The organism is Massilia pseudoviolaceinigra, assembly GCF_030846505.1.
Taxonomy (GTDB): Bacteria; Pseudomonadota; Gammaproteobacteria; order Burkholderiales; family Burkholderiaceae_D; genus Telluria_A; species Telluria_A violaceinigra.
Genome location: NZ_JAVCWL010000043.1, coordinates 1 through 22,291 on the forward strand (window position 1 = coordinate 1; position 22,291 = coordinate 22,291).

The 22,291-nt window shown below is 64.2% G+C and carries 23 protein-coding genes, 1 tRNA gene and 1 riboswitch; of the genes, 13 read left to right on the forward strand and 11 right to left on the reverse strand.

Going from position 1 to position 22,291, the window contains the following annotated elements; all coding sequences use genetic code 11:
• From RBA40_RS29675 to RBA40_RS29725, 10 genes are all read right to left on the reverse strand, one after another.
• A partial coding sequence (locus RBA40_RS29675; RefSeq protein ID WP_306652178.1) for a hypothetical protein occupies positions 1-1,239 on the reverse strand: 1,239 nt, incomplete at its 3' end.
• 685 nt (positions 1,240-1,924) lie between these two features.
• A tRNA-Lys gene (locus RBA40_RS29685) sits at positions 1,925-2,000 on the reverse strand.
• A gap of 83 nt (positions 2,001-2,083) precedes the next feature.
• A complete protein-coding gene (ybgF, locus tag RBA40_RS29690) occupies positions 2,084-2,845 on the reverse strand; it encodes a tol-pal system protein YbgF (RefSeq protein ID WP_306652180.1) in 762 nt (253 codons plus the stop codon).
• Positions 2,846-2,981: 136 nt separating this feature from the next.
• Positions 2,982-3,506: a peptidoglycan-associated lipoprotein Pal gene (gene pal / locus RBA40_RS29695; RefSeq protein ID WP_306652182.1), complete on the reverse strand. Its 525-nt coding sequence runs from the start codon at positions 3,504-3,506 to the stop codon at positions 2,982-2,984.
• Positions 3,507-3,561: 55 nt separating this feature from the next.
• Positions 3,562-4,827 (reverse strand): Tol-Pal system beta propeller repeat protein TolB, encoded by a 1,266-nt coding sequence (gene tolB / locus RBA40_RS29700; protein WP_306652183.1) that lies wholly within the window; start codon positions 4,825-4,827, stop codon positions 3,562-3,564.
• The gene (tolA, locus tag RBA40_RS29705; RefSeq protein WP_306652185.1) at positions 4,820-5,851 is read right to left on the reverse strand and encodes a cell envelope integrity protein TolA; all 1,032 of its coding nucleotides are present in this window, start codon (positions 5,849-5,851) and stop codon (positions 4,820-4,822) included. Before tolA ends, tolB begins: the two co-directional genes overlap by 8 nt.
• A gap of 7 nt (positions 5,852-5,858) precedes the next feature.
• The gene (locus tag RBA40_RS29710; RefSeq protein ID WP_306652186.1) at positions 5,859-6,293 is read right to left on the reverse strand and encodes an ExbD/TolR family protein; all 435 of its coding nucleotides are present in this window, start codon (positions 6,291-6,293) and stop codon (positions 5,859-5,861) included.
• A 12-nt stretch (positions 6,294-6,305) separates the two neighbouring features.
• Positions 6,306-6,995 (reverse strand): protein TolQ, encoded by a 690-nt coding sequence (gene tolQ / locus RBA40_RS29715; protein WP_099881322.1) that lies wholly within the window; start codon positions 6,993-6,995, stop codon positions 6,306-6,308.
• A 29-nt stretch (positions 6,996-7,024) separates the two neighbouring features.
• Positions 7,025-7,429, reverse strand: a complete 405-nt coding sequence (gene ybgC / locus RBA40_RS29720; RefSeq protein WP_306652188.1) for a tol-pal system-associated acyl-CoA thioesterase — start codon at positions 7,427-7,429, stop codon at positions 7,025-7,027.
• A 302-nt stretch (positions 7,430-7,731) separates the two neighbouring features.
• Positions 7,732-8,478 carry an SDR family NAD(P)-dependent oxidoreductase gene (locus RBA40_RS29725; protein WP_306652190.1) on the reverse strand — a complete coding sequence of 249 codons (747 nt, stop codon included), beginning with the start codon at positions 8,476-8,478 and terminating at the stop codon, positions 7,732-7,734.
• Positions 8,479-8,607: 129 nt separating this feature from the next.
• A riboswitch (ZMP/ZTP riboswitch) is annotated at positions 8,608-8,718 on the forward strand.
• Between the two features lie 102 nt (positions 8,719-8,820).
• On the opposite strand from RBA40_RS29725, the gene glyA reads away from it, so the two are divergent.
• The 11 genes from glyA (at position 8,821) to RBA40_RS29780 (ending at position 20,372) form a co-directional block, all read left to right on the forward strand.
• The gene (glyA, locus tag RBA40_RS29730) at positions 8,821-10,068 is read left to right on the forward strand and encodes a serine hydroxymethyltransferase (protein ID WP_306652191.1); all 1,248 of its coding nucleotides are present in this window, start codon (positions 8,821-8,823) and stop codon (positions 10,066-10,068) included.
• A 26-nt stretch (positions 10,069-10,094) separates the two neighbouring features.
• Positions 10,095-10,562, forward strand: coding sequence for a transcriptional regulator NrdR (gene nrdR / locus RBA40_RS29735; RefSeq protein WP_306652193.1), 468 nt, complete (start codon positions 10,095-10,097; stop codon positions 10,560-10,562).
• 159 nt (positions 10,563-10,721) lie between these two features.
• Positions 10,722-11,303, forward strand: coding sequence for a type IV pilus modification protein PilV (gene pilV / locus RBA40_RS29740; protein WP_306652195.1), 582 nt, complete (start codon positions 10,722-10,724; stop codon positions 11,301-11,303).
• Complete coding sequence (locus tag RBA40_RS29745; RefSeq protein WP_306652196.1) at positions 11,300-12,247, forward strand: PilW family protein; 948 nt, start codon at positions 11,300-11,302, stop codon at positions 12,245-12,247. The genes pilV and RBA40_RS29745 overlap by 4 nt, the downstream gene beginning before the upstream one ends.
• Before the next feature lie 6 nt (positions 12,248-12,253).
• Positions 12,254-12,886 carry a pilus assembly protein gene (locus RBA40_RS29750; RefSeq protein WP_306652197.1) on the forward strand — a complete coding sequence of 211 codons (633 nt, stop codon included), beginning with the start codon at positions 12,254-12,256 and terminating at the stop codon, positions 12,884-12,886.
• On the forward strand, positions 12,883-16,749 hold the full coding sequence (locus RBA40_RS29755) for a pilus assembly protein (protein ID WP_306652199.1): 3,867 nt from the start codon (positions 12,883-12,885) through the stop codon (positions 16,747-16,749). The genes RBA40_RS29750 and RBA40_RS29755 overlap by 4 nt, the downstream gene beginning before the upstream one ends.
• Positions 16,750-16,773: 24 nt before the next feature.
• Positions 16,774-17,223 carry a type IV pilin protein gene (locus tag RBA40_RS29760; RefSeq protein WP_306652200.1) on the forward strand — a complete coding sequence of 150 codons (450 nt, stop codon included), beginning with the start codon at positions 16,774-16,776 and terminating at the stop codon, positions 17,221-17,223.
• Positions 17,220-17,789 carry a GspH/FimT family pseudopilin gene (locus RBA40_RS29765; RefSeq protein WP_306652201.1) on the forward strand — a complete coding sequence of 190 codons (570 nt, stop codon included), beginning with the start codon at positions 17,220-17,222 and terminating at the stop codon, positions 17,787-17,789. Before RBA40_RS29760 ends, RBA40_RS29765 begins: the two co-directional genes overlap by 4 nt.
• 329 nt (positions 17,790-18,118) lie before the next feature.
• Complete coding sequence (gene ribD, locus RBA40_RS29770) at positions 18,119-19,195, forward strand: bifunctional diaminohydroxyphosphoribosylaminopyrimidine deaminase/5-amino-6-(5-phosphoribosylamino)uracil reductase RibD (RefSeq protein WP_306652202.1); 1,077 nt, start codon at positions 18,119-18,121, stop codon at positions 19,193-19,195.
• A gap of 6 nt (positions 19,196-19,201) precedes the next feature.
• Positions 19,202-19,831, forward strand: coding sequence for a riboflavin synthase (locus RBA40_RS29775; RefSeq protein WP_306652203.1), 630 nt, complete (start codon positions 19,202-19,204; stop codon positions 19,829-19,831).
• Between the two features lie 64 nt (positions 19,832-19,895).
• A complete protein-coding gene (locus RBA40_RS29780; RefSeq protein ID WP_306652205.1) occupies positions 19,896-20,372 on the forward strand; it encodes a GNAT family N-acetyltransferase in 477 nt (158 codons plus the stop codon).
• 85 nt (positions 20,373-20,457) lie between these two features.
• Here RBA40_RS29780 and RBA40_RS29785 read toward each other — a convergent pair whose 3' ends face one another.
• Positions 20,458-21,396, reverse strand: a complete 939-nt coding sequence (locus tag RBA40_RS29785) for a GlxA family transcriptional regulator (RefSeq protein ID WP_306652206.1) — start codon at positions 21,394-21,396, stop codon at positions 20,458-20,460.
• Positions 21,397-21,552: 156 nt separating this feature from the next.
• Between RBA40_RS29785 and RBA40_RS29790 the strand changes: the two genes are divergently transcribed.
• Entirely contained in the window at positions 21,553-21,861 is a 309-nt protein-coding gene (locus RBA40_RS29790) for a DUF3817 domain-containing protein (RefSeq protein WP_306652208.1), read from the forward strand.
• Positions 21,858-22,286, forward strand: coding sequence for a CopD family protein (locus RBA40_RS29795; protein WP_306652210.1), 429 nt, complete (start codon positions 21,858-21,860; stop codon positions 22,284-22,286). Before RBA40_RS29790 ends, RBA40_RS29795 begins: the two co-directional genes overlap by 4 nt.
• The last annotated feature ends 5 nt before the right edge of the window (positions 22,287-22,291 follow it).

Consider the following 22,291-nt stretch of genomic DNA (forward strand, 5'->3'; position numbering starts at 1 on the left):
CCTAGACGTGTCGGAACCGTCAAATGCTTTCTCCAGTAGACCTTCCAAAAGCGACAAGCGAAAAGCGACATGCTTTCGTACCGTTGAAAGATCCGCTTCAACCTCTCCACACGCCAGACGGATTCGGTCGGTGGGCCAATCCAAGGTAGTGACTATCGGGGCGGTGCTGATTTGTGGCGGCTCCGACAAGGACCCTGGGTAGATCGCACAATGCAATGCACTAGGGGTTGGAAGAAGCGAGACTCCTGTCAGCCATGAGAGACTCCCCCATCCGAGATGTTCCAATTCCGCCAAATCCCGGAACGGTTTGGTGCTTTCGGCTAGAGATTCAACGTTCGGTAGTATACGGGGATCGCCATTGGTTAATTTTTCGAACTCGTGCGCTATTCGGGCGACTGCACGAACGAACAACCATGCGTCCGAAAACACATGAGAAATGAATGAAGCGAGCTCCAACTCCTTTGGAGGGTTCAGCGCGTTAGCGGTGAGTCCTTCGCGAAGCCTCAGGAACGCAATATCCATGGTCTCGGCTGCGTGGCGGATTGCGTTGAGACAGCGCATCTGCTTGGAGTCTATGTTGCTCGGTATACATCGAAGAGGCGACTCTCGCCCCAGAATCAACGCGCTTGAGGCGCGGAGGTTTGGAAGTTCGATGCGTTCGCCCGCCGAGCTGTCGATTGCCCTATCGTCGGCATCGGATGTCGAGAGAGGCCGGAATAGGTAGGCAGCCGCTCCACTTAGCGCATTCGTGAGTTCGACCAGTGCAGCGTGGGACATGAGTTCCGGCCCGCCGATTTCATAGGCGTATCGCCATTTGACGAACGGTTGCGCGCCGACTTCATCAAGCGCTTCGGCGAAAAGCTTCAAGTGGGTTTCAATTACGTTTTCGTGCGGATATTGGTCTGGATTTCGAAACATGCCAACGATCATCTTCCGCCGGGGAAGGCTTATTTTTTGCCATAATGCAGGCAAAGTGTGTCCAGATGCTTTTTCCTTTAAATTTTGCTGCTTCTCGGTGTTTTCGTACGTGATGAAGGCTTTGAGGAAAAGCTCGATGGAAAAGCTCGAGCATACGACTGCCGGGAAGACAAACTCTGTTTCGTGGGAGCGATGCGCCCTGTCGCTTAATATCAGACCGGACTGGGCATAGGCCATGGCGATTGCGAAGATCGCGCGGTAATCGTCTTTTGTCGATCCAGGAATAACTATTAGCGAGGGTACTGCGGGTTTTCGCACCATGTAAGGTCACCTTGGTTTGGTAGTCGTGTTTGGTTTTGGTATTAGTTCAGTGTCGTTTGCATCCTGATGAAGCGCTTTCGCTTTAAAAAATCTAGCTGAGTAGGCATCTGTATTCAAATTTGCCGAATTCGAAGAGCGTAGCCATAGACTATCTTGGCACGATTTGAGGCATAGGGTCCGGCAATCTGACATCGGCGAACTTCTCCACTGTCGATTAGTTCCACCATGTTCGATCGCCGGCCCTGACACACTTCTAGATTTTGGAACCTAACGGGACCTATTTCACTCCATCAGTCTGTTTGTGAAAATCTCCTCGTTCTATAAGGTCCTAGCCACTCAAGCACGTCAACACCAAGCCGTGGCGAAGCCCACTGGAGCGGGCAGGAATCAAGAATTTTCGCTAGCACGATTTGCGCCACACTTGGGCAAGCTGGCGGGGCCAGAAAGGCAAGCCGCTCTACGACTTGCATGAAATGGGCAGGCGGAAGTCGGCGGACATGGTGCCGCGGTATGCACACCTGACGCCGGCGTAGAAAGCGAAGCATGCCGCCGGTCGCTGGCCCCAAGCATGCCGTGGATCACCACACACTTGCGGCACAGGGGGGGCTAAACGGATCAGATTCCCCAAACAAAAAAAGCAGTTACGATCGCTCGTAACTGCTTCATTTGCTTACTGCTGTATTCGTGGTAGGCCGTGCGGGATTCGAACCTGCGACCAACGGATTAAAAGTCCGCTGCTCTACCAGCTGAGCTAACGACCCGAAGAAGCAAGATTATAGGGGGCATCCGTGCTTCTGTCAAATGCCCCTGCATACATTTTTTACCGCAGTGTTACATCAAGCGCCTACTTGAGCACCGCCAGCCGGTCTTTGGCCGCTTGCGCCGCGCTCGAGTCCGGATACTTGAGTACCAGTTCCTTCAGTGCCTTCTTGGCATTCTTAATATCTTTCAACTCGGTATAGCTGCTCGCGATGTTGAGGATGGCGTCCGGCGCCTTGGCGCTGTCGCGGTACTGGCTCACCACCACTTCCTGGGCCGCGATCGCGCCCTTGAAGTCGCGCTGCGCGTAGTGGGCATTGCCCAGCCAGTATTGCGCATTGGCCGCATAGCCCGACGATGGATAACGGCGCACGAAGTCGCCCAGCGCCGCCGCCGCGCTCTTGTAGTCGCCCCCCTTGAACAGGCCCATGGCCGCATCGTAGGCGCGCTGCTCGTTCGGGTCGACCGCCGCTTCGCGCCCGTCGATGGTCACCTGGCGCGGCTCGAGCTTGCGCATGCGTTCGTCGAGATCGGCGTATAAATCTTTCTGGCGTTTCTGGGCATTGGCCAGTTCATTGCTCAGCACTTCCACCTGGCCGCGCAATTTCGCAATTTCGGACAGGGTCTGTTCCTGCTGGTTCACCATGTCGAGCGCGCTGCTGCGGTCGGACTTGGTGTCGATGCGGGCGTTGAGCTCGCGCGCCATGTTCTCGACCTTGGCGCGCAGGTCGATGATGGCCTTGCGCGCTTCATCGTCGTCGAGCAGGCCGGCGTGGCCTTGCAGCGGCATGCAGGCGGCCAGCGCGACACAGGCGGCGGCAATGCGGGACTTGGACAGTGTGATCATGATCGTGACTCTTTCAAAACCGTTGAAACTGAAAACCACGGGACCCGGCGGTCGAACAGCCGCGCAAGGTCAGCGGGGCGGGCACAGTTCGCACTGCGCGCCGCCCCGATGGTCCGGATGCCGTTACGGCAAGCGATTAATAGACGATATCGGCACGACGGTTTTCCGTCCATGCTGCTTCGCCGCCACCGGTAGCTTTAGGCTTTTCTTCGCCCAGCGAGACGGCTTCCATCTGCGACTCGGCTACGCCCAGCGATGCCATCGACTTGCGCACAGCTTCAGCACGCTTCTGGCCCAGCGCCAGGTTGTACTCGGTGCCGCCGCGCTCATCGGTGTTGCCCTGGATGATGATCTTGCGGCCCTTGTTCTTGCTCAGGTAGCCGGCGTGGTTCTCGACGACTGGCTTGCCATCTTCGCGCACGACATAGCTGTCGAGGTCGAAGTAGATGCTGCGGGCTGCCAGCACGCCTTTTGGATCGTTGACCGGATCGACCGAGCCGGTTTCGACGGGGTTGACATCACGCTTGTCGGCGGCGACGTCTGGCTTGGCGGCGACCGGACGCTCGGTCACTGGCGCGACTTCTTCTTTTACTGGGGTGCTGCAAGCTGAGAGCAGGGCGGCGCTCGTGACGATGAATGCGAGGGTTTTAAAATTGCGCATGGGTTCTTCTCCTGGTCGGTGTTAAAAATGACGTGAATGTTTGGACTTCTTTTTTTTACTTCATGAAGGGACCCCAGTTGGGCTCCCTGATGTTTCCTGCCTGGGTTGTTAAGCGCTGCTTGACCCTTCCATCGACCGACACCACAGCCAGCGAAGTACGGCCGCCGCCTTTGGTTGCGTACATGATGTATTTGCCGTTGGGCGAAAAACTCGGTTCGGTGGCCGCATCGGCCAGGCGCAGTTCCTGGCCGCTGGCCAGGTCCATCGCATAGAGGGAATAGCCACCGTCACGCTGGGATACCCAGGCCAGGGTTTTGCCGTCCGAGGAGACGCGCGGGCTGATATTGTAACTGCCATTGAAGGTGACGCGCTGCGCCGCGCCGCCGTTGGCACTCATTTTGTAGATTTGCGGGCCGCCGCTGCGGTCGCTCGTGAAATAAATGGTCTGTCCGTCAGCCGAAAATTGCGGCTCGGTATCGATGCCGTTACTGTTCGAGACGCGCCGCAAGCCGCTGCCGTCCACGCCCACGACGTAGACCTGGGTGTGGCCATCCTTTGACAGCGCCACCGTCAGGCGCGTGCCGTCGGGCGACCAGGATGGCGCCGAGTTGCTGCCCTTTTCATTGACCACGATCTTGCGGCCGCCCGTCACCAGGTCCTGGACGTAGATGATCGGCTTGCGTTTTTCAAACGACACGTAAGCGACCTTGGTGCCGTCCGGCGACCAGGCTGGCGAAATGATCGGCTCGTTCGAGCGCACCGCCACCTGCACCGCTTCGCCATCGGCATCGGCGATTTCGAGGCGGTAGTCGCGCGCGCCGCGGTTTTCATTGACGTACGCGACGCGGGTGGCGAAGGCGCCGCGGCTACCGGTCAGCTTTTCGTAAATATCGTCGGCGATCTTGTGGGCCGACAGGCGCGTGTATTTCGCTTGCGCGGCCTGGGTCAGGCTCGACAACTGGTTGGTCTTGATGGTGTCGTGCAGCTTGTAGCGCACTTCAAACCGGCCGTCGGCCAGCTTTTGCACGCTGCCCACCACCAGCGCATCGGCGCCGCGCGATTTCCACTGGCTGTAATCGATCGGCGAGGTTTCCGACAGGGTGCTGCCGGCGTCGATGATCTTGAACATGCCGCTGCGCTCGAGGTCGGCGCGGATGATGGCTGAAATCTGCGCGGGCGCCACGCCTTCTTCGGCGAAAGCGGCAATGGCGATCGGAATCTGGTTGCTGCCGACGCCAACGACTTCCACGCGCATTTGCGCGTAGGCCGACGAACCGGTGATCAGGGCACCGGTCAGGATCAATGTGCTGAGTTTAGTCATGGTTTTTCTGGGTTTCCTTCAATTTGAATGCTGCGGGAACTGAACGATCTACCGTACCATCTTTTTTCCGTGGCAGCGGTGACGATTTGGCAATCGCGTTTTCCACTGCCTGGTCGTACGCCGGCACACCACTGCTTTTAATCTTCTTGACCGACTTGATTTCGCCGGTCGGCCATTGTTCGATCTGGTATACCGCTTCCGGATCGCCGGCCATGCTGGTGCTCCCCGTGTAATTCAGGTTGCTCTTGATCTTGGCGCCGATCGCGCCGAAGTAACTCGGATCGCCTTTCGGTGCGCTCTTTTGCTCGGCCTCGCCGGCACCGCCGGCGCCGCCGGTGATGCGGCGCATTTCGGCGGCGTGCAGCTTGTCGAGGATCTTTTTCTCTTCAGCCAGTTTCTTGTCCTTGGCCGCTTTTTCCGCCTTGGCGGCCTTTTCCTGCGCCAGCTTCTCGGCTTGCTTCTCGGCCTGCTTGTCGGCCAGCTTTTCCTGTTCCGCCTTCTGCTGCTCGAGCTTCTTCTGCTCGGCCAGTTTCTTTTGCTCGTCGAGCTTCTTCTCTTCGCGCTTCTTCTGCTCGGCCAGCTCCTTGCGGGCTTTCTCGAGCTCGCGCTTTTCCTCGGCCAGGCGCTCCTCCTGCTTGAGCTTCTGTTCCTTGAGCTTCTTTTCGCGTTCGAGCGCGATGTCCGGCGGCTTGACGGCCGGCGGTTTTTCGACCGGCTTCTCCACCGGTTTTTCGATTTTCTTCTCGACCGGTTTCTCGACCGGCTTGGGCGGCTCCACCGGTTTCACCTCGCGCGGCGGCGGCGGCGGCTCGGGGGCCGGCGGCGCCGCGTCCTGCACTTTCATGTCCCACACTTCCGCCTCGGTGGTGGTCGGGGCGACGTTCTGCCAGCTGATGCCGGCCCACAGGAACAGCAGCAAGCCGGCGTGCACGGCCAGCGCCAGCAAAATGGCCGGGGTGCGGCTCGGCTCGGGCGGAACAATGTAAGGGCCGCCAGTGCTGGCGGGAGGGTTCAGGGGCGCCATCGTGTCGTCACTTGGTGGCCAGGCCGACCCGGTTGATGCCCATTTTCTTCGCTTCGGAAATCAACTGGATCACTTCGTCGTACTTGCTGTCGCGGTCGCCGGCGATCATGACCGGATACTCGGGATGCTCGGCATGCAGCGCGCGCAGGCGGCGCAGCACGGCGGCGCGGTTCGGCAGTTCCTCGGGCGCGGCGCTGTTCTTGCCGTTGACGCCGATGCTCAGGCTGGCGTTGGGCTTGATCACGATCTGGATGTAGTCGTCCGGCGGCAGCGCCGATTTCTCGGCGCTCGGCAGGTTGATCACGCTCGGGCTGTTCGCCGGTGGCACGACCATGAAAATGATGAGCAGCACCAGCATCACGTCGATGTAGGGGACGACGTTGATTTCGGACTTGAACTTGCGTTTGCGTCCGCCGCGCAGGCTGCTGGAAAACGATGCCATGAGTGACTCCGATCAGCGCGACTGGCGCTGCAAGATGTTCGAGAATTCTTCGACGAAGCTCTCGAAGCGGATGGCCAGGCGGTCGATATCGTGCGTGAAGCGGTTGTAGGCGACCACGGCCGGAATCGCCGCGAACAGGCCGATGGCGGTGGCGATCAGCGCTTCGGCAATGCCGGGCGCAACCGCTGCCAGGGTCGCTTGCTGCACGTTGGCCAGGCCGCGGAAGGCGTTCATGATGCCCCATACGGTGCCGAGCAGGCCGATGTAAGGCGAAACGGAACCGACCGAGGCCAAAAAGTTCAGGTGCGAATCGAGGCCGTCGAGTTCGCGCTGGAAGGCGGCGCGCATGGCGCGGCGGGCGCCATCGAGCACGGCGCCGGTCTCGAGCGGATCGCGCTGGGAAGAGGCTTGCTTGCCCTTGATGAATTCGCCCATGCCGGCTTCAAAGATGCGCGCCAGCGCGCCGCTCTGCTCGCGCGTGGTGCTGGCGTTCTGGTGCAGGGTGTGCAGGTTGCCGCCGGCCCAGAAGCTGCGCTCGAACTGTTCGGTCTGCAGACGGGCGGCACGCACGGCAAACGCTTTGCGGAAGATGTAGGTCCAGCTCATGATGGACAGGCCCAGCAGGAGTGCCATGATCAATTGCACGATCAGGTGCGCGTTGCTGATCAGGGCGAGAAAGGAAAGGTCTTGGGCTGCATTCATGGGCGTTGGATTTTTCTGGATGTGAAGTGTCAGGCGGCACGCATTTTAGCAGCCGTTGCGTCGGGCAGGGCGCGTGGACGCAAGGATGCGGCATCGACGCAACCGACCTTGACCCGCGCGCTGGCCAGCAAGACGTCGCCGTGCCAGGCTTGCTGGAGGAACTGGACCGATGCGTGCCCCAGTTTTTCTATACTCAATTTCAAGTTTAATTCATCATCGAGGCGGGCTGGCGCGTGATAGTCGATGCTGGCGTTCTTGACGACGAAGATGGCCCCATCCTGGTCGCGCAGCGCCTGTTGGCCGACGTTGGCCGCGCGCAGCCACTCGGTGCGGGCGCGTTCGAAGAATTTGAGGTAATTCGCGTAAAAGACGATGCCGCCTGCATCGGTGTCTTCGTAATAGACCCGTACCGGCCAACTGAATACTGAGGGCATTTCATTTGCCATAAGTGAATATCGGAAACATTTTACGCGATTTCCGGGCTGTAAATGTACGCAAGCGCACATAAAGATGACCCGGCGCGGGTTGGGTGGGGCACAAGTAGACGTGAGCGATAGCGAAGTGCCAAGTTCTGTAACAATCGCTTACATGGGGTGTAGTTGTGTTACGTACTGCAGCCGTTTTTACCACTCCGCCACGTCGATCTCGTCATTTTGGCCTCCATCTGCGTCGTACCCGCGCCTTGGCGCGGGTACGACGTGGAGGCGGTACGACGTGGAGGCGGTACGACGGGGAATTAGGTCCGTTTGATCGCAAACGGCGAAAACCCCTGGCAAGTCGGCATCATCTCGATCGTATTGATATTAATATGCGGCGGCAGCGTCGCGATCCAGAACACCGTCGCCGCAATATCGGCTGCCGTCAGTGGCACCGTGCCTTCGTACACCTTGGCCGCGGCCGCATCGTCGCCCTTGAAGCGCACGTTGGAAAACTCCGTCCCACCGCACAATCCCGGCGCCAGGTTGGTCGCGCGCACGCCCGTGCCCGCCAGATCGGCGCGCAGATTCAGCGTAAACTGGTCGACAAAGGCCTTGGTCGCGCCGTACACATTGCCGCCCGGGTAAGGATAGTGGCCCGCCACCGACCCCAGGTTGATGATCAGCCCGCTGCCGCGCTCGACCATGGCCGGCAGCAGCGCGCGCGTCATCGTCACCAGCCCGGTGCAGTTGGTCGCGATCATGGTTTCCCAGTCGGCCAGCGGGGCTTCGTAGGCTGGTTGCGTCCCCAGCGCGAGCCCGGCATTGTTGATCAGCACATCGACCTGGCGCCACGATTGCGGCAGCATCGACAAAGCTTCATTGATCGATTCCTTGCAGGTGACATCCATGACGATCGGCAAAGCCAGGTCGCCAAGCTCGGCTGCCAGGGCGTCGAGGCGATCCTTGCGGCGACCGCTGATGACGACCTGATGGCCGTTGTTGACGAAGGTACGCGCCATTTCGGCGCCGAAGCCGGCGGAGGCGCCGGTGATGAAAACGATCATGTTGTGTCCTGAAGAAGTCCGAAACTATGCCGGATTGTAGCCCAAGTGACGATATTGGCCGCGACCTGCCATTTAGGCAATCCCATTCCTTGCCCTAATCAGGGACTTAACTTACAATTTGGGCTCCATTATGTCTCACGTAACTGGCGAAAAGTCGCGGCGCATTGCTGCCTGGCGGCGAAAGGTGGGCATCCACCGGGGAACGTGAGATTTCATCAGCCGTTCGCCTGGGCAGCCACCGATGGAAGCGCACGATGAGGCTGCCTGTTCCATTTCCGACGGCTTCCCTCATTCGATCCTTGCAATCAGGTGCCTCGCACTCTTATCGATTGGAGTTTTTTCATGTTTTCAAAAGAACACACGCTCGCCCATGTTGACCCGGAATTGTGGGGCGCGATCCAGAAGGAAACCGCACGCCAGCAAGATCACATCGAACTGATCGCGTCCGAGAACTACACCTCGCCAGCGGTCATGCAAGCCCAGGGCTCGCAGCTGACCAATAAATACGCCGAAGGTTATCCAGGCAAGCGCTACTACGGCGGCTGCGAATTCGTCGACATCGCGGAACAACTGGCGATCGACCGTGTCAAACAACTGTTCGGCGCCGAAGCGGCCAACGTGCAGCCGAACTCCGGCTCCCAGGCCAACCAGGGCGTGTTCTTCGCCATGCTCAAGCCGGGCGACACCATCATGGGCATGTCGCTGGCCGAAGGCGGCCACCTGACCCACGGCATGGCGCTGAACATGTCGGGCAAATGGTTCAATGTGGTGTCGTACGGCCTGACCGAACAGGAAGACATCGACTACGAGGCCATGGAGCGTCTTGCGCATGAGCACAAGCCAAAAATGATCATCGCCGGCGCATCGGCCTTCTCGCTCAAGATCGATTTCGAGCGCTTCGCCAAGGTTGCCAAGGCAGTGGGCGCTTACTTCATGGTCGACATGGCGCACTACGCCGGCCTGATCGCCGCCGGTGTGTACCCGAACCCGGTGCCGCATGCCGACTTCGTCACCTCGACCACGCACAAATCGCTGCGCGGCCCGCGCGGCGGCATCATCCTGATGAAAGCCGAGCACGAAAAGGCCATCAATTCGGCGATCTTCCCTGGCATCCAGGGCGGCCCGCTGATGCACGTGATCGCCGGCAAGGCTGTCGCGTTCAAGGAAGCGCTGGAGCCCTCGTTCACCGAGTACCAGAAGCAGGTTGTCAAGAACGCCGACGCGCTGGCCAAGGCGCTGATCGCACGCGGTCTGCGCATCGTGTCCGGCCGCACCGAATCGCACGTGATGCTGGTCGACCTGCGCTCGAAGAACCTGACTGGCAAGGAAGCCGAAGCCTTGCTGGGCGCCGCCCACATGACCTGCAACAAGAACGGCATCCCGAACGACCCGCAAAAACCGTTCGTGACTTCCGGCATCCGTCTCGGCAGCCCGGCGTTCACCACGCGCGGCTTCAAGGAAGAAGATGCAACCACGGTCGGTAACCTGATCGCGGACATCCTCGACAACCCGAACGACGCCGCCGTCGCCCTGCGCGTCAAGGCCGAAGTCAAGAAGCTGACCGACAAGTACCCGGTCTACGCGGCTTAACCTCACACCAGCAGCCCGGCGCCCCCATGAAATGTCCTTTCTGTCAGCATGAAGACACGCAAGTGCTCGATACGCGCGTATCCGAGGAGGGCGATTCGATCCGGCGCCGGCGCCGCTGCGTCAAGTGCGACAAGCGCTTCACCACCTATGAGCGGATCGAATTATCGATGCCGATCATTGTCAAGAAAAACGGCAGCCGCACCGAGTTCGCCTTGGTCAAGCTGCGCGGCAGCCTGATGCTGGCGCTGCGCAAGCGGCCCGTGTCGGCCGAAGCGATCGACAGCGCGGTCGCCTCGATCGAGGAAAAGCTGCTTACCAGCGGACAGCGCGAGGTCGATACCGGCCACGTGGGCGAACTGGTCATGCAGGAACTGAAACGCCTCGACAAGATTGCCTACATCCGCTTCGCATCCGTCTATAAAAACTTCGAAGACCTGGCCGAGTTCCAGGAAGCCATTGCCGAAGTAGGCCACGAGCGCAAACCGCGCAAATAGTTCAGCTCACACGCTTGAGGCAGGCCATCCGTGCCTGCGCGCACTGCTGTTAACGTAGCTCACAAGCGATCCGGATCACCCGTCCACGCACCTTGCAGCCACGCCTGCCGGGCCGCGGCGTCATGACCGGACGTGTCTGTTCAACGTTGCGGGGGAGTCATGCGCTTATCGCGAAAATGTGTCGCCGGCGGATTTACGCTGACCGAAGTGCTGGTGGCGGTGCTGCTGCTGACCGTCGGCATTCTGGGCGCCCTTGGCACGCAGGTCGCCGCGCTGCGCACGCACCAGGGAGCGAGCCTCATGTCGCGCGGGGTGCAACTGGCCAGCGGCCTGGCCGGGCGCATGCAGGCGAACGCCGGGCAAATGCAACGCGACGATCTCAGCAATCCCTATCTGCAACTCCATTACGATGCGGCCGATGGCGCGCCGCCGCCCGCGCCGGCGCAATGCTACGGCATGAACCGCTGCGACAGCGCCCAGCTGGCCCAGTTCGACATCGCCGACACGATCGCGGCGCTGCACGCGGGCTTTCCCGGCGGGCGCATCGCGGTCTGCCGCGACGCCACCGTGTGGGACGAGGCGCGCCAGGCGCTGGCCTGGGAGTGCGCCGGCGCGGCCGGGGCACCCGTCGTGATCAAGCTCGGCTGGCGCGCAAAGCGGGCCGACGGCGCTGCCGATGCCGCCGCCGGCGCACCATCCGCGCCGGCCGTGGCGGTGATGCTCGGCACGGGTGCCCCATGAGCGCGCACGCAGCGCTCCGGCGCGGATGGCATCAGGCCGGCCTGACGCTGCTGGAATTGCTGGTCGCGCTGCTGCTCGGCCTGCTGGTTTCCCTCGCTGCGGCATCGGTGCTGGTGTCGGCCCAGACCGGCTACGCCGCCCAGGGCGAACTGGCGCAGGTGGACGACGCCGGCCGCTTTGCGCTGGACGCCATCGAACGCGCGGCGCGCCAGGGCGCTTTTGTCGATCTTGACCGTGAAGACGCCCCGTCGTCGCCAGCCAGCGCCGCCGCCCGCATCGGCGGGCTGGACGACCAGGTGCTCGGCGGCGGGCCCGGCATCGCCAGCGCGCGCCCGGGCGGCGTCAACGGCAGCGACGTGCTGGCGCTGCGCTTCGATGGCGTGGGCGAGGGCGCCGAGGGCGATGGCAGCATGCTCAGTTGCGCCGGGTTCGGCGTGGGTGCCGGCAGCGAGGGCTGGAGCATTTTCTATGTCGCGCCGGCAGCGGGGGGCGAGGCCGAACTGCGCTGCAAATACCGTGGCCAGAGAAACTGGCGCAGCGATGCGCTGGTGGCCGGGGTCGACACCTTCCAGGTGCTGTACGGACTCGACACCGACGCGCCGGCCGACGGCCTGCCCAACCAGTACCTCAGCGCCGGCGCCGTCAACGCGCTCGATGCCGTCCTGGCGCTTGACGGGGCAAGTGCTGCCGAGCGCGAGCAGGACCTGCGCCGCAAAACCCACTGGAAACGGGTGGCCAGCATCAAGGTGGCGCTGCTGCTGCACGGCGCCCGGCGCGGCGCGGCCGACCGCGAGCCGCACGCCTTCGACCTGTTCGGCGCGGGCTACAGCGGTGCGGCCGATCCCGGTACCCGGCTTGACGAAGCGCGCATGCCGCCAGCCCTGCGCTGGCGCGAACGGCGCAGTTTCGCCGCCACCATTGTGCTGCGCAACGCGGCCCTGTGAGACGCCATGCCCTGCGCTCCCTCTCCCCTCGACCGCCAAGCTGGCGCCGTCATGCTGGCGGCCCTGTTCGTGCTGCTGGCGCTGATGATCATCGGCGTGTCGGCTGCCCGCAGCGCGCTCGACGGCGAAAAATCGGCGCGCCACGAGCGCGACCGGCACATCGCCTTCCAGGCCGCCGAGGCCGCGCTGGCCGACGCCGAGCACGATATCGAAGGCGGCGCCGATCCCGCGTCGGCGCGCGCGGCCTTGTTTGCCCGTGGTTATGCGCTCGGCTTCGTCGACGGCTGCGGCGCCGAACGCGAGGTCAATGCCGGGCTGTGCCAGCATGTGCCCGGGACGCCGGCGTGGCAAAGCGCCGATTTGTCGGGCAATGACGGACCGGGGCCGGACGGGGTCGAATACGGCCGCTTCACCGGCGCGCAGCTGCCGTCTGGCAAAGGCACACTGCCGCTGCGGCCTCCGCGCTATCTGATCGAACTGTTGCCGCACACTCAGGCCGGCGCCGACGCTGCCCGCCCGCCGGGCAACTTTTACCGGATTACCGCCGTCGGCTTCGGCGCGCTCGACGCCACCCGCGTGGTGCTGCAATCGTTCTACCTCAAGGCCGTGCCGGAGGCCACGCCCCAGGAGGCGCCATGAAGCCGCTGCGCGCCTGTCTTCGCTGCCTGCTGGCGCTCGTGCTTGTCTGCGGCGCCTGTCTGGCCTCGGCCGCGCCGCCGCTGGTGCTGCCCGACGGCGTGCTCGGCGCACCCGGCCAGTTGCCACCCAATCTGCTGCTCAACCTGTCGCTCACGTTCGAGGATGCGGGCGCGGCTTACCGTGGCGAATATGCACAAGGGGCCGATTACCCCGGCTACTTCAACTCGCGCCTGTGCTACCAGTACCCGACCAGGGCGCGCTCGCACTCGGTGCGCGAGCCGGACCTGGACGAGCGCCAGGGGTATTTTTCACCCGTCGGGCCGGCCGATGGGCAGCATGGCTGCGGCGGCGACGCCTTCAGCGGCCATCTGCTCAACTGGGCCACGGCGTCCACGCTCGACCTGGTGCGGCTCGGCCTGACCGGGGGCGACCGCGTCATCGACGAAACCGGCATCACCGTGCTGCAGCGCGCATGGCTGCCCGATGGCGCGGCGCATCCTGATTTCTACGCCCATCCGCGCCATTTCCCGCGCAAGAAGCTGGCGGCGGCACACAGCGCGGCGCTCACGCCGTTCGGTAACGCCGACCTGTACATCGTGTCGTGCCGCAACCGCGTGCTGTTCAGCGGCACCGGCAAAGGCAGCAACTGCGACGCGCCCCGTTACGGCGCCAGCGGCACGCGGCTGGTGTCCGACAAGTACCACGGCGAATTTCTCGCGCGCGTGCGCGTCTGCGGCGCCGACGACAGCGCCAGCCGGCCCGGCTTGTGCCGTCCCTACGGCGCCGCCTTCAAGCCCGAGGGGGCGCTGCAGCGGCATGCGGGGGCGGGGCGCATCGGCCTCATGGCGTACCCGGCCGTCACGCGCGAGAAGGGCGCGGCGCACGGTGGCGCGGCGCACGACGGCGCGGCGCCCGACGGCGCGGTGCAGGGTAGTGGCGTCCTGCGCGCCCCGCTCAAGTTCATCGGCGAGAAGGCCGTCGAAGCGCCTCGCTACGAAGCGCAGGTCAATCAGCGCGCCGAATGGAGTGCAGTGAGCGGCGTGCTCGTACCCAATCCCGACCGCAGCAGCGGCGCGGCCAGCGGCACGATCGCGGCCATCAATTTGGCGGGCAGGAGCCATCCCGCCACCGCCGGCAGCTATGCGGCCAGCGATCCCGGGGCCGAACTGTATTACGAAGCCCTGCGCTACCTGCAGGGGCGCGAACCGGGCACTGGCGCCGTGCCCGGCGATGGCTTGCCCGCCTGGTCGAGCCGGGCCGACCCCGTCAGCGCCGCCTGCCAGCGCAACGTCATCGCCACCATCGGCCACGCCGCCTTCATCGATGACCGTCATGTGCCGGGCAACACCCGGAGCGGCCGCAACGATGCGGCGCGCGCCGTCGACACCTTCGGGCCGGTCCGCTTCGACGTCATGCAGGCGACGCGCCGCGTCGGCGACATGGAAGCCGACCGCAACGGCGCCTTCGGCAACGCTGCGCCCCGGCCGGACCTGGACGGGCTCGACCTGTGCAACGACGGCCCCGACGGCGCGGGCAGCCTGTACCTCGCCGGCGCCGCTTACTGGGCGCACACCAACCCGATCCGGGGCGACAAGCCAGTCACGGTCAGCAGCATCGCGCTCGAACTTGGCGCAGAATCGGACAAGGGCGCGGGCATGGGCGCCAGCGCGCTCTACCTCGCCGCCAAGTACGGCGCCTTTAACGACCGCAACGACGACGGCAATCCCTTCATCACCACCGGCAACCGGCGCGACAACACCGAATGGAGCGCCGACGGCAGCACGCCGACGGGCTTTTTTGCCGCCAGGGACGCGCCGGCGATAGTGCCAGCCATCGACGCCCTGTTCGCCGCTGCCCGCAGCGGTAGCGGCAAGACGCCGGGCGCGGTGGTGGCCAGCCCGGTCAGCAAGGGAAGCGGCTTCATCGTCCAGGCCAGCCACGATCTGGCGACTGGAAGCGGCAGCCTGCAGCGCCGCGCGCTGACCATCGGCAACGGCGGCGAGCCGGCCATCGCTCCGGCGCCGGACTGGGACGCGTCCGACCTGCTCAGCGGGAACGCCAGTGCAGTGCCGCCGTTGCCAGCGCCGAGCGCGGCGGCGCGCAAGATCTACACGCTGGACTACCGCCCGGACAGAACGGTCACGATCGCTTTCGACTGGGCCAGCTTGCCGCAAGAATCGCGCGCGCTGCTCGATGTTCCTGTTGCCGGTGGCGTCGCCGACGCACTGGGCGAGGCCCGCACCGCCTTCCTGCGCGGCGAACGCGGCATGGAAGCAGGGCGCCCCGGTGGCGTGTTCCGCCGCCGCAGCAGTGTGCTCGGCGACATCGTCCACAGCGTCCCCTTGCTGGTCGGACCGCCGCCGGCATCCCGGTCCGACCCGGCCTATGCCGACTTCCACCGGCGCCACCACGCACGGCGCAGCGTGGCCTATGTCGGCGCCAACGATGGCATGCTGCACGCCTTCGACACGGCCAGCGGCGCCGAGCTGTTCGCCTACGTGCCCCATGCGCTGTTGCCGGCGCTGCCGCTCCTCGCCAGCCCTGGCTATGGTCACCGGCCCTATGTCGACGCCAGCGCCGGCAGCGGCGAAGCGCTGGTGGACGGGCGCTGGCGCACCATTCTCGCTTCCGGCATGGGCATGGGCGCGCGCGGTGTGTTTGCGCTCGATATCTCCGACCCGGCCGCCTTTCATGCGGGCCTGGGCGCGCTGTGGGAATTTACCGAGCGCGACGATCCGGCCATGGGCCATGTGGCCGCGCCGCCCCTGATTGCCCGCTTTCGCACCGCCGTCAAGGATGGCGTGCCCCAGTACCGCGACTTTGTCGTCGTGGCCAGCGGCATCAACAGCGGCAGCGAGGATGGCGACGGTGCGCTTTTCCTGCTCGCGCCCGACAAGCCTGCCTCCCAGCGATGGCGGCGCGGCGTCAACTATTACCGCTTCGATGCCCCGGCATCGGTCCCGTCGTTGGCCAACGCGCTGGCGCCGCCGGCACTGGCCATGGCGGGCGACGCCAGCGTGCGCCACGCCTACGCGGGCGACTTGCAGGGCCGGCTGTGGCGTTTCGATTTCAGCGGCCCGGCGCCATGGGGTTCGGCCGTCTCGCCCTTGTTCGATGCGCGCGACGCCGGCGGGCGGCGCCAGCCGGTCGCGCACGCACCCCGTATCGTGTTCGCGCCCGGCGGTGGCTACCTCGTCCTGTTCGGCACCGGCAAGTTCCTCGAACTGGCCGATACCCAGCGCGGCAGCTACCTGCCGCAATCGTTTTACGCCGTCCACGATGCCGCCGGCAGGCCGCAGCCGCCGCTGTCGCGCGCCCGGCTCGTGCCGCGCATCTTGACCGGCACGGCGCGCTATGCGGTCACTGGTGCGCATGCCGGGCTGGGCGGGCCGGACGCGCCAGACGCGCCCAAGGGCTGGTTTTTCGATTTCCCCCAGACCGCGCTGGACGGCGAACGGGTCGCCGGCAGCCCGCTGTCCAGGGCGGGAACCTTGATCGTCGACACCGTGCTGCCCGGCGCCGACCTGTGCACCGCACCGGCGTCGCGCAGCTACGTGATCGACGCGCTGAGCGGCTTTGCCATCAACGCCGACGGCTTGGCCCGATCCGGGGAAAGCACGGGCGAGCGCCACGCAGCCCTTGCCGGCGTGGCCCCGATGATCATCGCAATGAGCGCCAGCACGGGCGTGCGCACGGCCACCGGACGTGCCGAGGCGGCACACACCTACGCCATTGTTCGCCCGCAGGAAGACGGCAAGGCTGCGCCGGCGCAGCAGGTCATCGTCAGGTTCCCGTCGCGGCGCCTCGGCTGGCGCGAAATACCCAACTGGCAAGACCTGCACGACGCAAGCAAGAAAAAATGACCACTTGAGCGAAGGGAGTCGGCAATGAAACGCAGTCAAGGCTTTACCCTGATCGAAACGATGATCGTGATGACGATCGTCGTCGTGCTAGCCGCGCTTGCCTATCCCGGCTACCAGGACTTCCTCATCAAGGCGCGCCGCGCCGAAGCCCAGGCGGTCCTGCTTGAACTGATGCAAAAGCAGGAGCGCTATTACACCCAGCACAACCGCTACCTGGCTTTCTCGGCCGACGCCGGCAGCCCGGAGCAAAGACACTTCAAGTGGTGGTCCGGCAGCAGCGCCGCGTCAAGCGCGTACGAGTTGCGCGGGCACGCCTGCGCCGGCCAGACGATTGCGCGCTGCATCATCATCGAAGCCATTCCCGGCACCGACCGGGTCGACTCCACCTTCCGCGATGGCCACTGCGAGACCCTGACGCTCAATAGCGTCGGCGAACACGCGGCCAGCGGCGGTGGCGCCGGTTGCTGGCCATGAACCACGCGCGGGCGTGGCGCCTGCATGCCTTCTCGCTGGTCGAACTGATGACGGTGCTATTCATCGCCACCATCGTGCTCGCTGTCGTCATTCCCGACATGCGCGCGCTGATCCGCCACTACCAGCTCAACGCGGCCGTGAACGACCTCGCTGGCGCCATCGCCATGACGCGTACGCAAGCCATGGCGCGCGGCCAGCGTGTCATGCTTGCGCCGGCCGACGTTGGCGGCGCCGACTGGAGTCTCGGCTGGGTGGCGTTTGTCGACCGCGATGGCGACCGCCGGCCCGGCGCCGCCGACGAACTGATCTCCATGCATGGCCCGGTCGGGAAGGGCATCGTCGTCAGCGCCGTGTTCACCAGCCAGAATTTGCCTGATTACCTGGCCTATAACAGTGCCGGACGCAGCTGCAGCGCAAACAGCAGCGCAGCGGCGCGCTGGGGCACGCTGTCGCTATTCCAGGGCGGGCAGACGCGCCGCATCAAGATCAACATGCTCGGCCGGGCCCGCGTGTGCGACCCCGCGCGCGACGGCGCCAACTGCGCCGGAGAAGAGGAGGAGCCGTAGAGCCTTTTCCGGCATACAGGAGTCGCAGCTGGCGGGCCTGCCACGAGGAGCGGCCTCGACAGTCCTGCGGAACGCCCTCGTCGCCGCATGGCTAGCCACGCATCGTCCTCGCGCCTTGCCTGCGCTGGAACATGCGTCGCCTACGCGCATGTCGCCCACGCGCATGTCGCCCACGCGCATGTCGCCTACGCGCATGTCGCCATCTACATCCTTCTATCTACCGGAACAGGCTCTTGGCAAGACCGGGCGGGAACGGCCGTCTTGGCGTAAAATCGCGGTCAGCCATTTACGCTGGGATATCCGTGCAACTACTTACCGATTCTGCCGCCATGACCCTCGCCCTTGACTGGGCTGCAAGAGGGCTGTACACGACCTCGCCAAATCCGCGCGTCGGCTGCGTGATCGTGCGCGATGGCGTCGTCATCGGCGCCGGGCACACACAACCGGCTGGCCAGGCTCATGCCGAAATCGAGGCCCTGCGCGACGCCGCGGCCCGCGGCAACGACGTACGCGGCGCTACCGCCTATGTGACGCTGGAACCGTGTAACCACCATGGCCGCACCCCGCCGTGCTCCGACGCCCTGGTGCGGGCCGGCCTGGGCCGTGTGGTCGCCGCCATGGTCGACCCCAATCCCCTGGTCGCGGGGCAGGGCCTGGCCAAGCTGGCCGCAGCCGGCATCGCAGTCAGTTCCGGCCTGCATGAAGCCGAGGCGCGTGAACTCAATATCGGTTTCCTGTCGCGCATGCAGCGCGGCGTGCCATGGGTCCGCCTCAAGACCGCCGCCAGCCTCGACGGCATGACGGCGTTGCACAATGGCGCCAGCCAATGGATTACCGGACCCGAGGCGCGTGCCGACGGCCACGCCTGGCGCGCGCGCGCTTGCGCCATCCTCACCGGCATCGGCACCGTCAAGGCCGACGATCCGCAGTTGACCGTGCGTGGCGTCGACACCACGCGCCAGCCGCGCCGCATCATCGTCGACAGCCGTCTTGAGATCGATCCCGCCGCCCGCGTGCTGGCCGGCGCCCCGAGCTGGATCGTGTGCGCCGTGCCCGATCCCATCAGGGAAGCCGTGCTGCGCGCCGCCGGCCACGAGGTCATCCTGCTGCCCAACGAAGCCGGCAAGGTCGATTTGCCGGCCCTGATGCGCGAACTGGGCCGGCGCGAAATCAATGAACTGCACATCGAAGCCGGCGCCCAGCTTAACGGATCGCTGATTCGCGAGGGTTGCGTCGACGAACTCCTCGTCTATCTGGCGCCGAGCCTGCTGGGCGAAGCGCGCGGCATGTTTTCAATGCCGGCGTTGACCAGCCTCGACCAGCAGAAGCGCCTGCGCTTTCACGCCATTCACCCGCTGGGCGACGATCTGCGCATCCTCGCCCGCTTTACTCACACCAAGGAATAGACCAGCATGTTTACAGGAATCGTCGCCGCCGTCGGCAAGATCAGCTCCGTCCAACCACTCGAAGGCGGCCTCGATGCGGGCGTGCGGCTCGACATCGATGCCGGCGCACTGCCGCTGGCCGACGTCGCCCTGGGCGACTCGATCGCCATCAACGGCGCCTGCATGACCGTCGTCGCCAAGACCGACGCCACCTTCAGCGTCGACGTTTCGCGCGAAAGCCTCAATTGCACGGCCGGCCTGGACGCGCCCGGTGAAGTCAACCTTGAAAAAGCGCTGACCCTGGCCGAGCGCCTGGGCGGCCATCTGGTGTCCGGCCACGTCGACGGGCTGGGCCGGGTGCACCGCTTTGAAGCCGTGGGCGAATCGTGGGAACTGGTCATCGACGCTCCGCACGAGCTGGCCAAATTCCTCGCCTTCAAGGGCTCGGTCGTCATCAACGGCGTCTCGCTCACGGTCAACCGCGTGGAAGACCTGGACGCCGCTTCGGGCAAGCTGTGCCGCTTCTCGATCAACCTGATTCCGCACACCATTTCCGTCACCACGCTCAAGCATTTACGCGTTGGCAGCAAGGTCAACCTGGAAATCGACCTGATCGCCCGCTACGTCGAGCGCATGCTCTCGGTCGGCAAAGCCTGACCGGCATCAATCCGGCGGCCGGCCCGTTGCCGCGCCGCCTCCCAGTACAACCGCCAGGAGCCGCATGACGATCACCTTGCAAGCTGTCGCGGAACACAATTTCGACGCCATCATCAAGCTGCCCTTGCTGCCGGAGCAGCAAGGCTACCTGGCCAGCAATGCCTATTCAATTGCGGAAGCAAGTTTCTTCCGCGAGACGCACTTCCCGCGTGCCATCTACCTCGGCGACAAGCCGATCGGGTTCATCATGTACGCGTCACTCCTCGATGACGGCCAGCCGGATGAGTACTCGATCTTCCGCTTCATGGTCGAGAGCGGAGAACAGGGCAAAGGCTACGGCCGGCGCGCCATTGCTCTGGTGCTCGATGAGATACGCAGCCGTCCGGGTGCCACTGTGATCTACATCTGCTACTTGCCCAAGAACCCGGTCGCCAAAGCGTTCTACGGCAGTCTGGGCTTCGTCGAGACCGGCCTGGACGAGGACGGCGACATGATCGCCGAAATCCGGCTGGACGGCGCTTGCGCGGCGCCATCGCTGTAACATCCTTAAGGCCGGCGAGGGCGGTCACTTCGGTCGTGGAATCCCTCCCGCTACGTCGCAAGGTTGCGTGGATGCCTGCTTGCCCTTAACGCGACCGGAAACTTTGCCGATAATCATGTGGACTGGTACCGACCTGTTTGCCGAAACAAGCCCGCAGGGCGGCGCTTGAACCGAATCCGGTCGCGTTGGCAACTTGCTCGATTGATAGCGCGCTCGTTTCCAACAGATACTGGGCGCGCCTCACGCGCGCGCCAAGCAGCCATTGCAGGGGCGAGGTGCCCGTCTGCTCGAGAAAGCGGCGGCTGAGGGTGCGTTTGCTGAGCGCGGCATGCGCAGCGATGGCCTCCAGCGTCAACGCAGAATGCAATTGCGATTCCATCCATTTGAGCACCGGCTGCAGAGCCAGCGACGATGACGGTTCCGGATGCACGATAAACTGGGCCTGGCCACCGCCACGTTCCAGCGGCATCACCGCGGCGCGGGCCGCATCGGCCGCGGCCGCGGCGCCGTAGTCGCGCCGCACCAGATACAGGCAAAGGTCGAGTCCGACCGCAGCCCCCGCCGAGGTCAGGAATTTGCCGTTGTCGACGAACAGCACGTTCGGGTCCACGGTAACTGCCGGAAATCGGCGCGCCAGTTCGCCCGCCGCCATCCAGTGGGTGGTGGCACGCTGGCCGTCCAGCAAGCCGCTTGCCGCAAGGAGGAAGGCGCCGCTGCAAATCGAGGCGATGCGAGCCCCTCCCGCTGCAGCGGCCCTGATCGTCGCAAGCACCGGTTCCGACACTGGCGCGTCGATGTCGTCGATGCCCGGAATGATCAAGGTATGGGCGCCGGCCGCATGGCTCAGATTCCATCGCGTGTGCAAATCGAACAGGCTGGCTGTCACCGACGCCGCTTCGCCGCATACGACGACCTCGTATGCAGCAGGCAAGCCCGCAACGCGAACGCGGCTGAACACTTCACAGGCAGTGGCCAGATCGAATGGTATGACGCCGTGGGGCGCCAGGATGGCGATTTTGTGCATGGCGCGATTCTAGCGACCATAGGCTGTCGTGTCAGTCTCTGGATAGCGTTTGGCCGGATTCATGCGCAATATGGCAATGCGGCCAATGTTCAGCTGGAAATTGCGTCGCCATAATCGTGCTTTATTCAACGGCAAGGGTGGGCGATGGAATCACGATTGAAGCAATTCCGGCGCTTGCGCCACGCTGCGCTGTGGGAAGGGGCGACCTTGGTGCTTCTGCTCGGTATTGCGGTACCGCTAAAACATATCGCCGGCCAATCGGCGCTGGTCACGTTCATGGGGCCGGTGCACGGCATGGCATTTCTCTATTATCTCTGGACCGTGACGAGCAACGTCACCGCCGAAGACTGGACCCGTACCGAAGTCGCGCAACTGATTGGCTGCGCGATGCTGCCATTCGGCGCATGGTTCAGCATCGGCCTGATCGAGCGCAAGGCCGCAGGGATCGTCACACCGGCCGCATGATGTACCTGCTCCTGAAAACGCTGCATATCGTCGCTGTGATGACCTGGATTAGTGGCCTGCTCATGCAGGCTTTCTTGTTGCGGACGGTGGCGCGTCAGCCCTTGCCGTTGTTGCCGGATGAGCGCAGCGTGATTGGCGCGGCGGTGCGTTGGGACCGGCTCCTGATCGCACCGGCGATGCTGCTGGCCTGGGCGTGCGGACTGGGGCTGGCCACCCTTGGACACTGGTGGATGACGCCCTGGCTGAGCCTGAAGATGGTGCTGGTGCTCGCCCTGTCGGCCTTGCATGGGATTCAGGGCGGCAGTCTGCGGCGCATGGTTGCCAGCCCAGCGCGCCGTCCACCCGCGTGCTTGCGGCACGCCACCGCAGCGGTTTTGTGCGGCGTGACGGCGATCGTCTTGCTTGTCGTACTAAAACCGGGCTGAGCGTC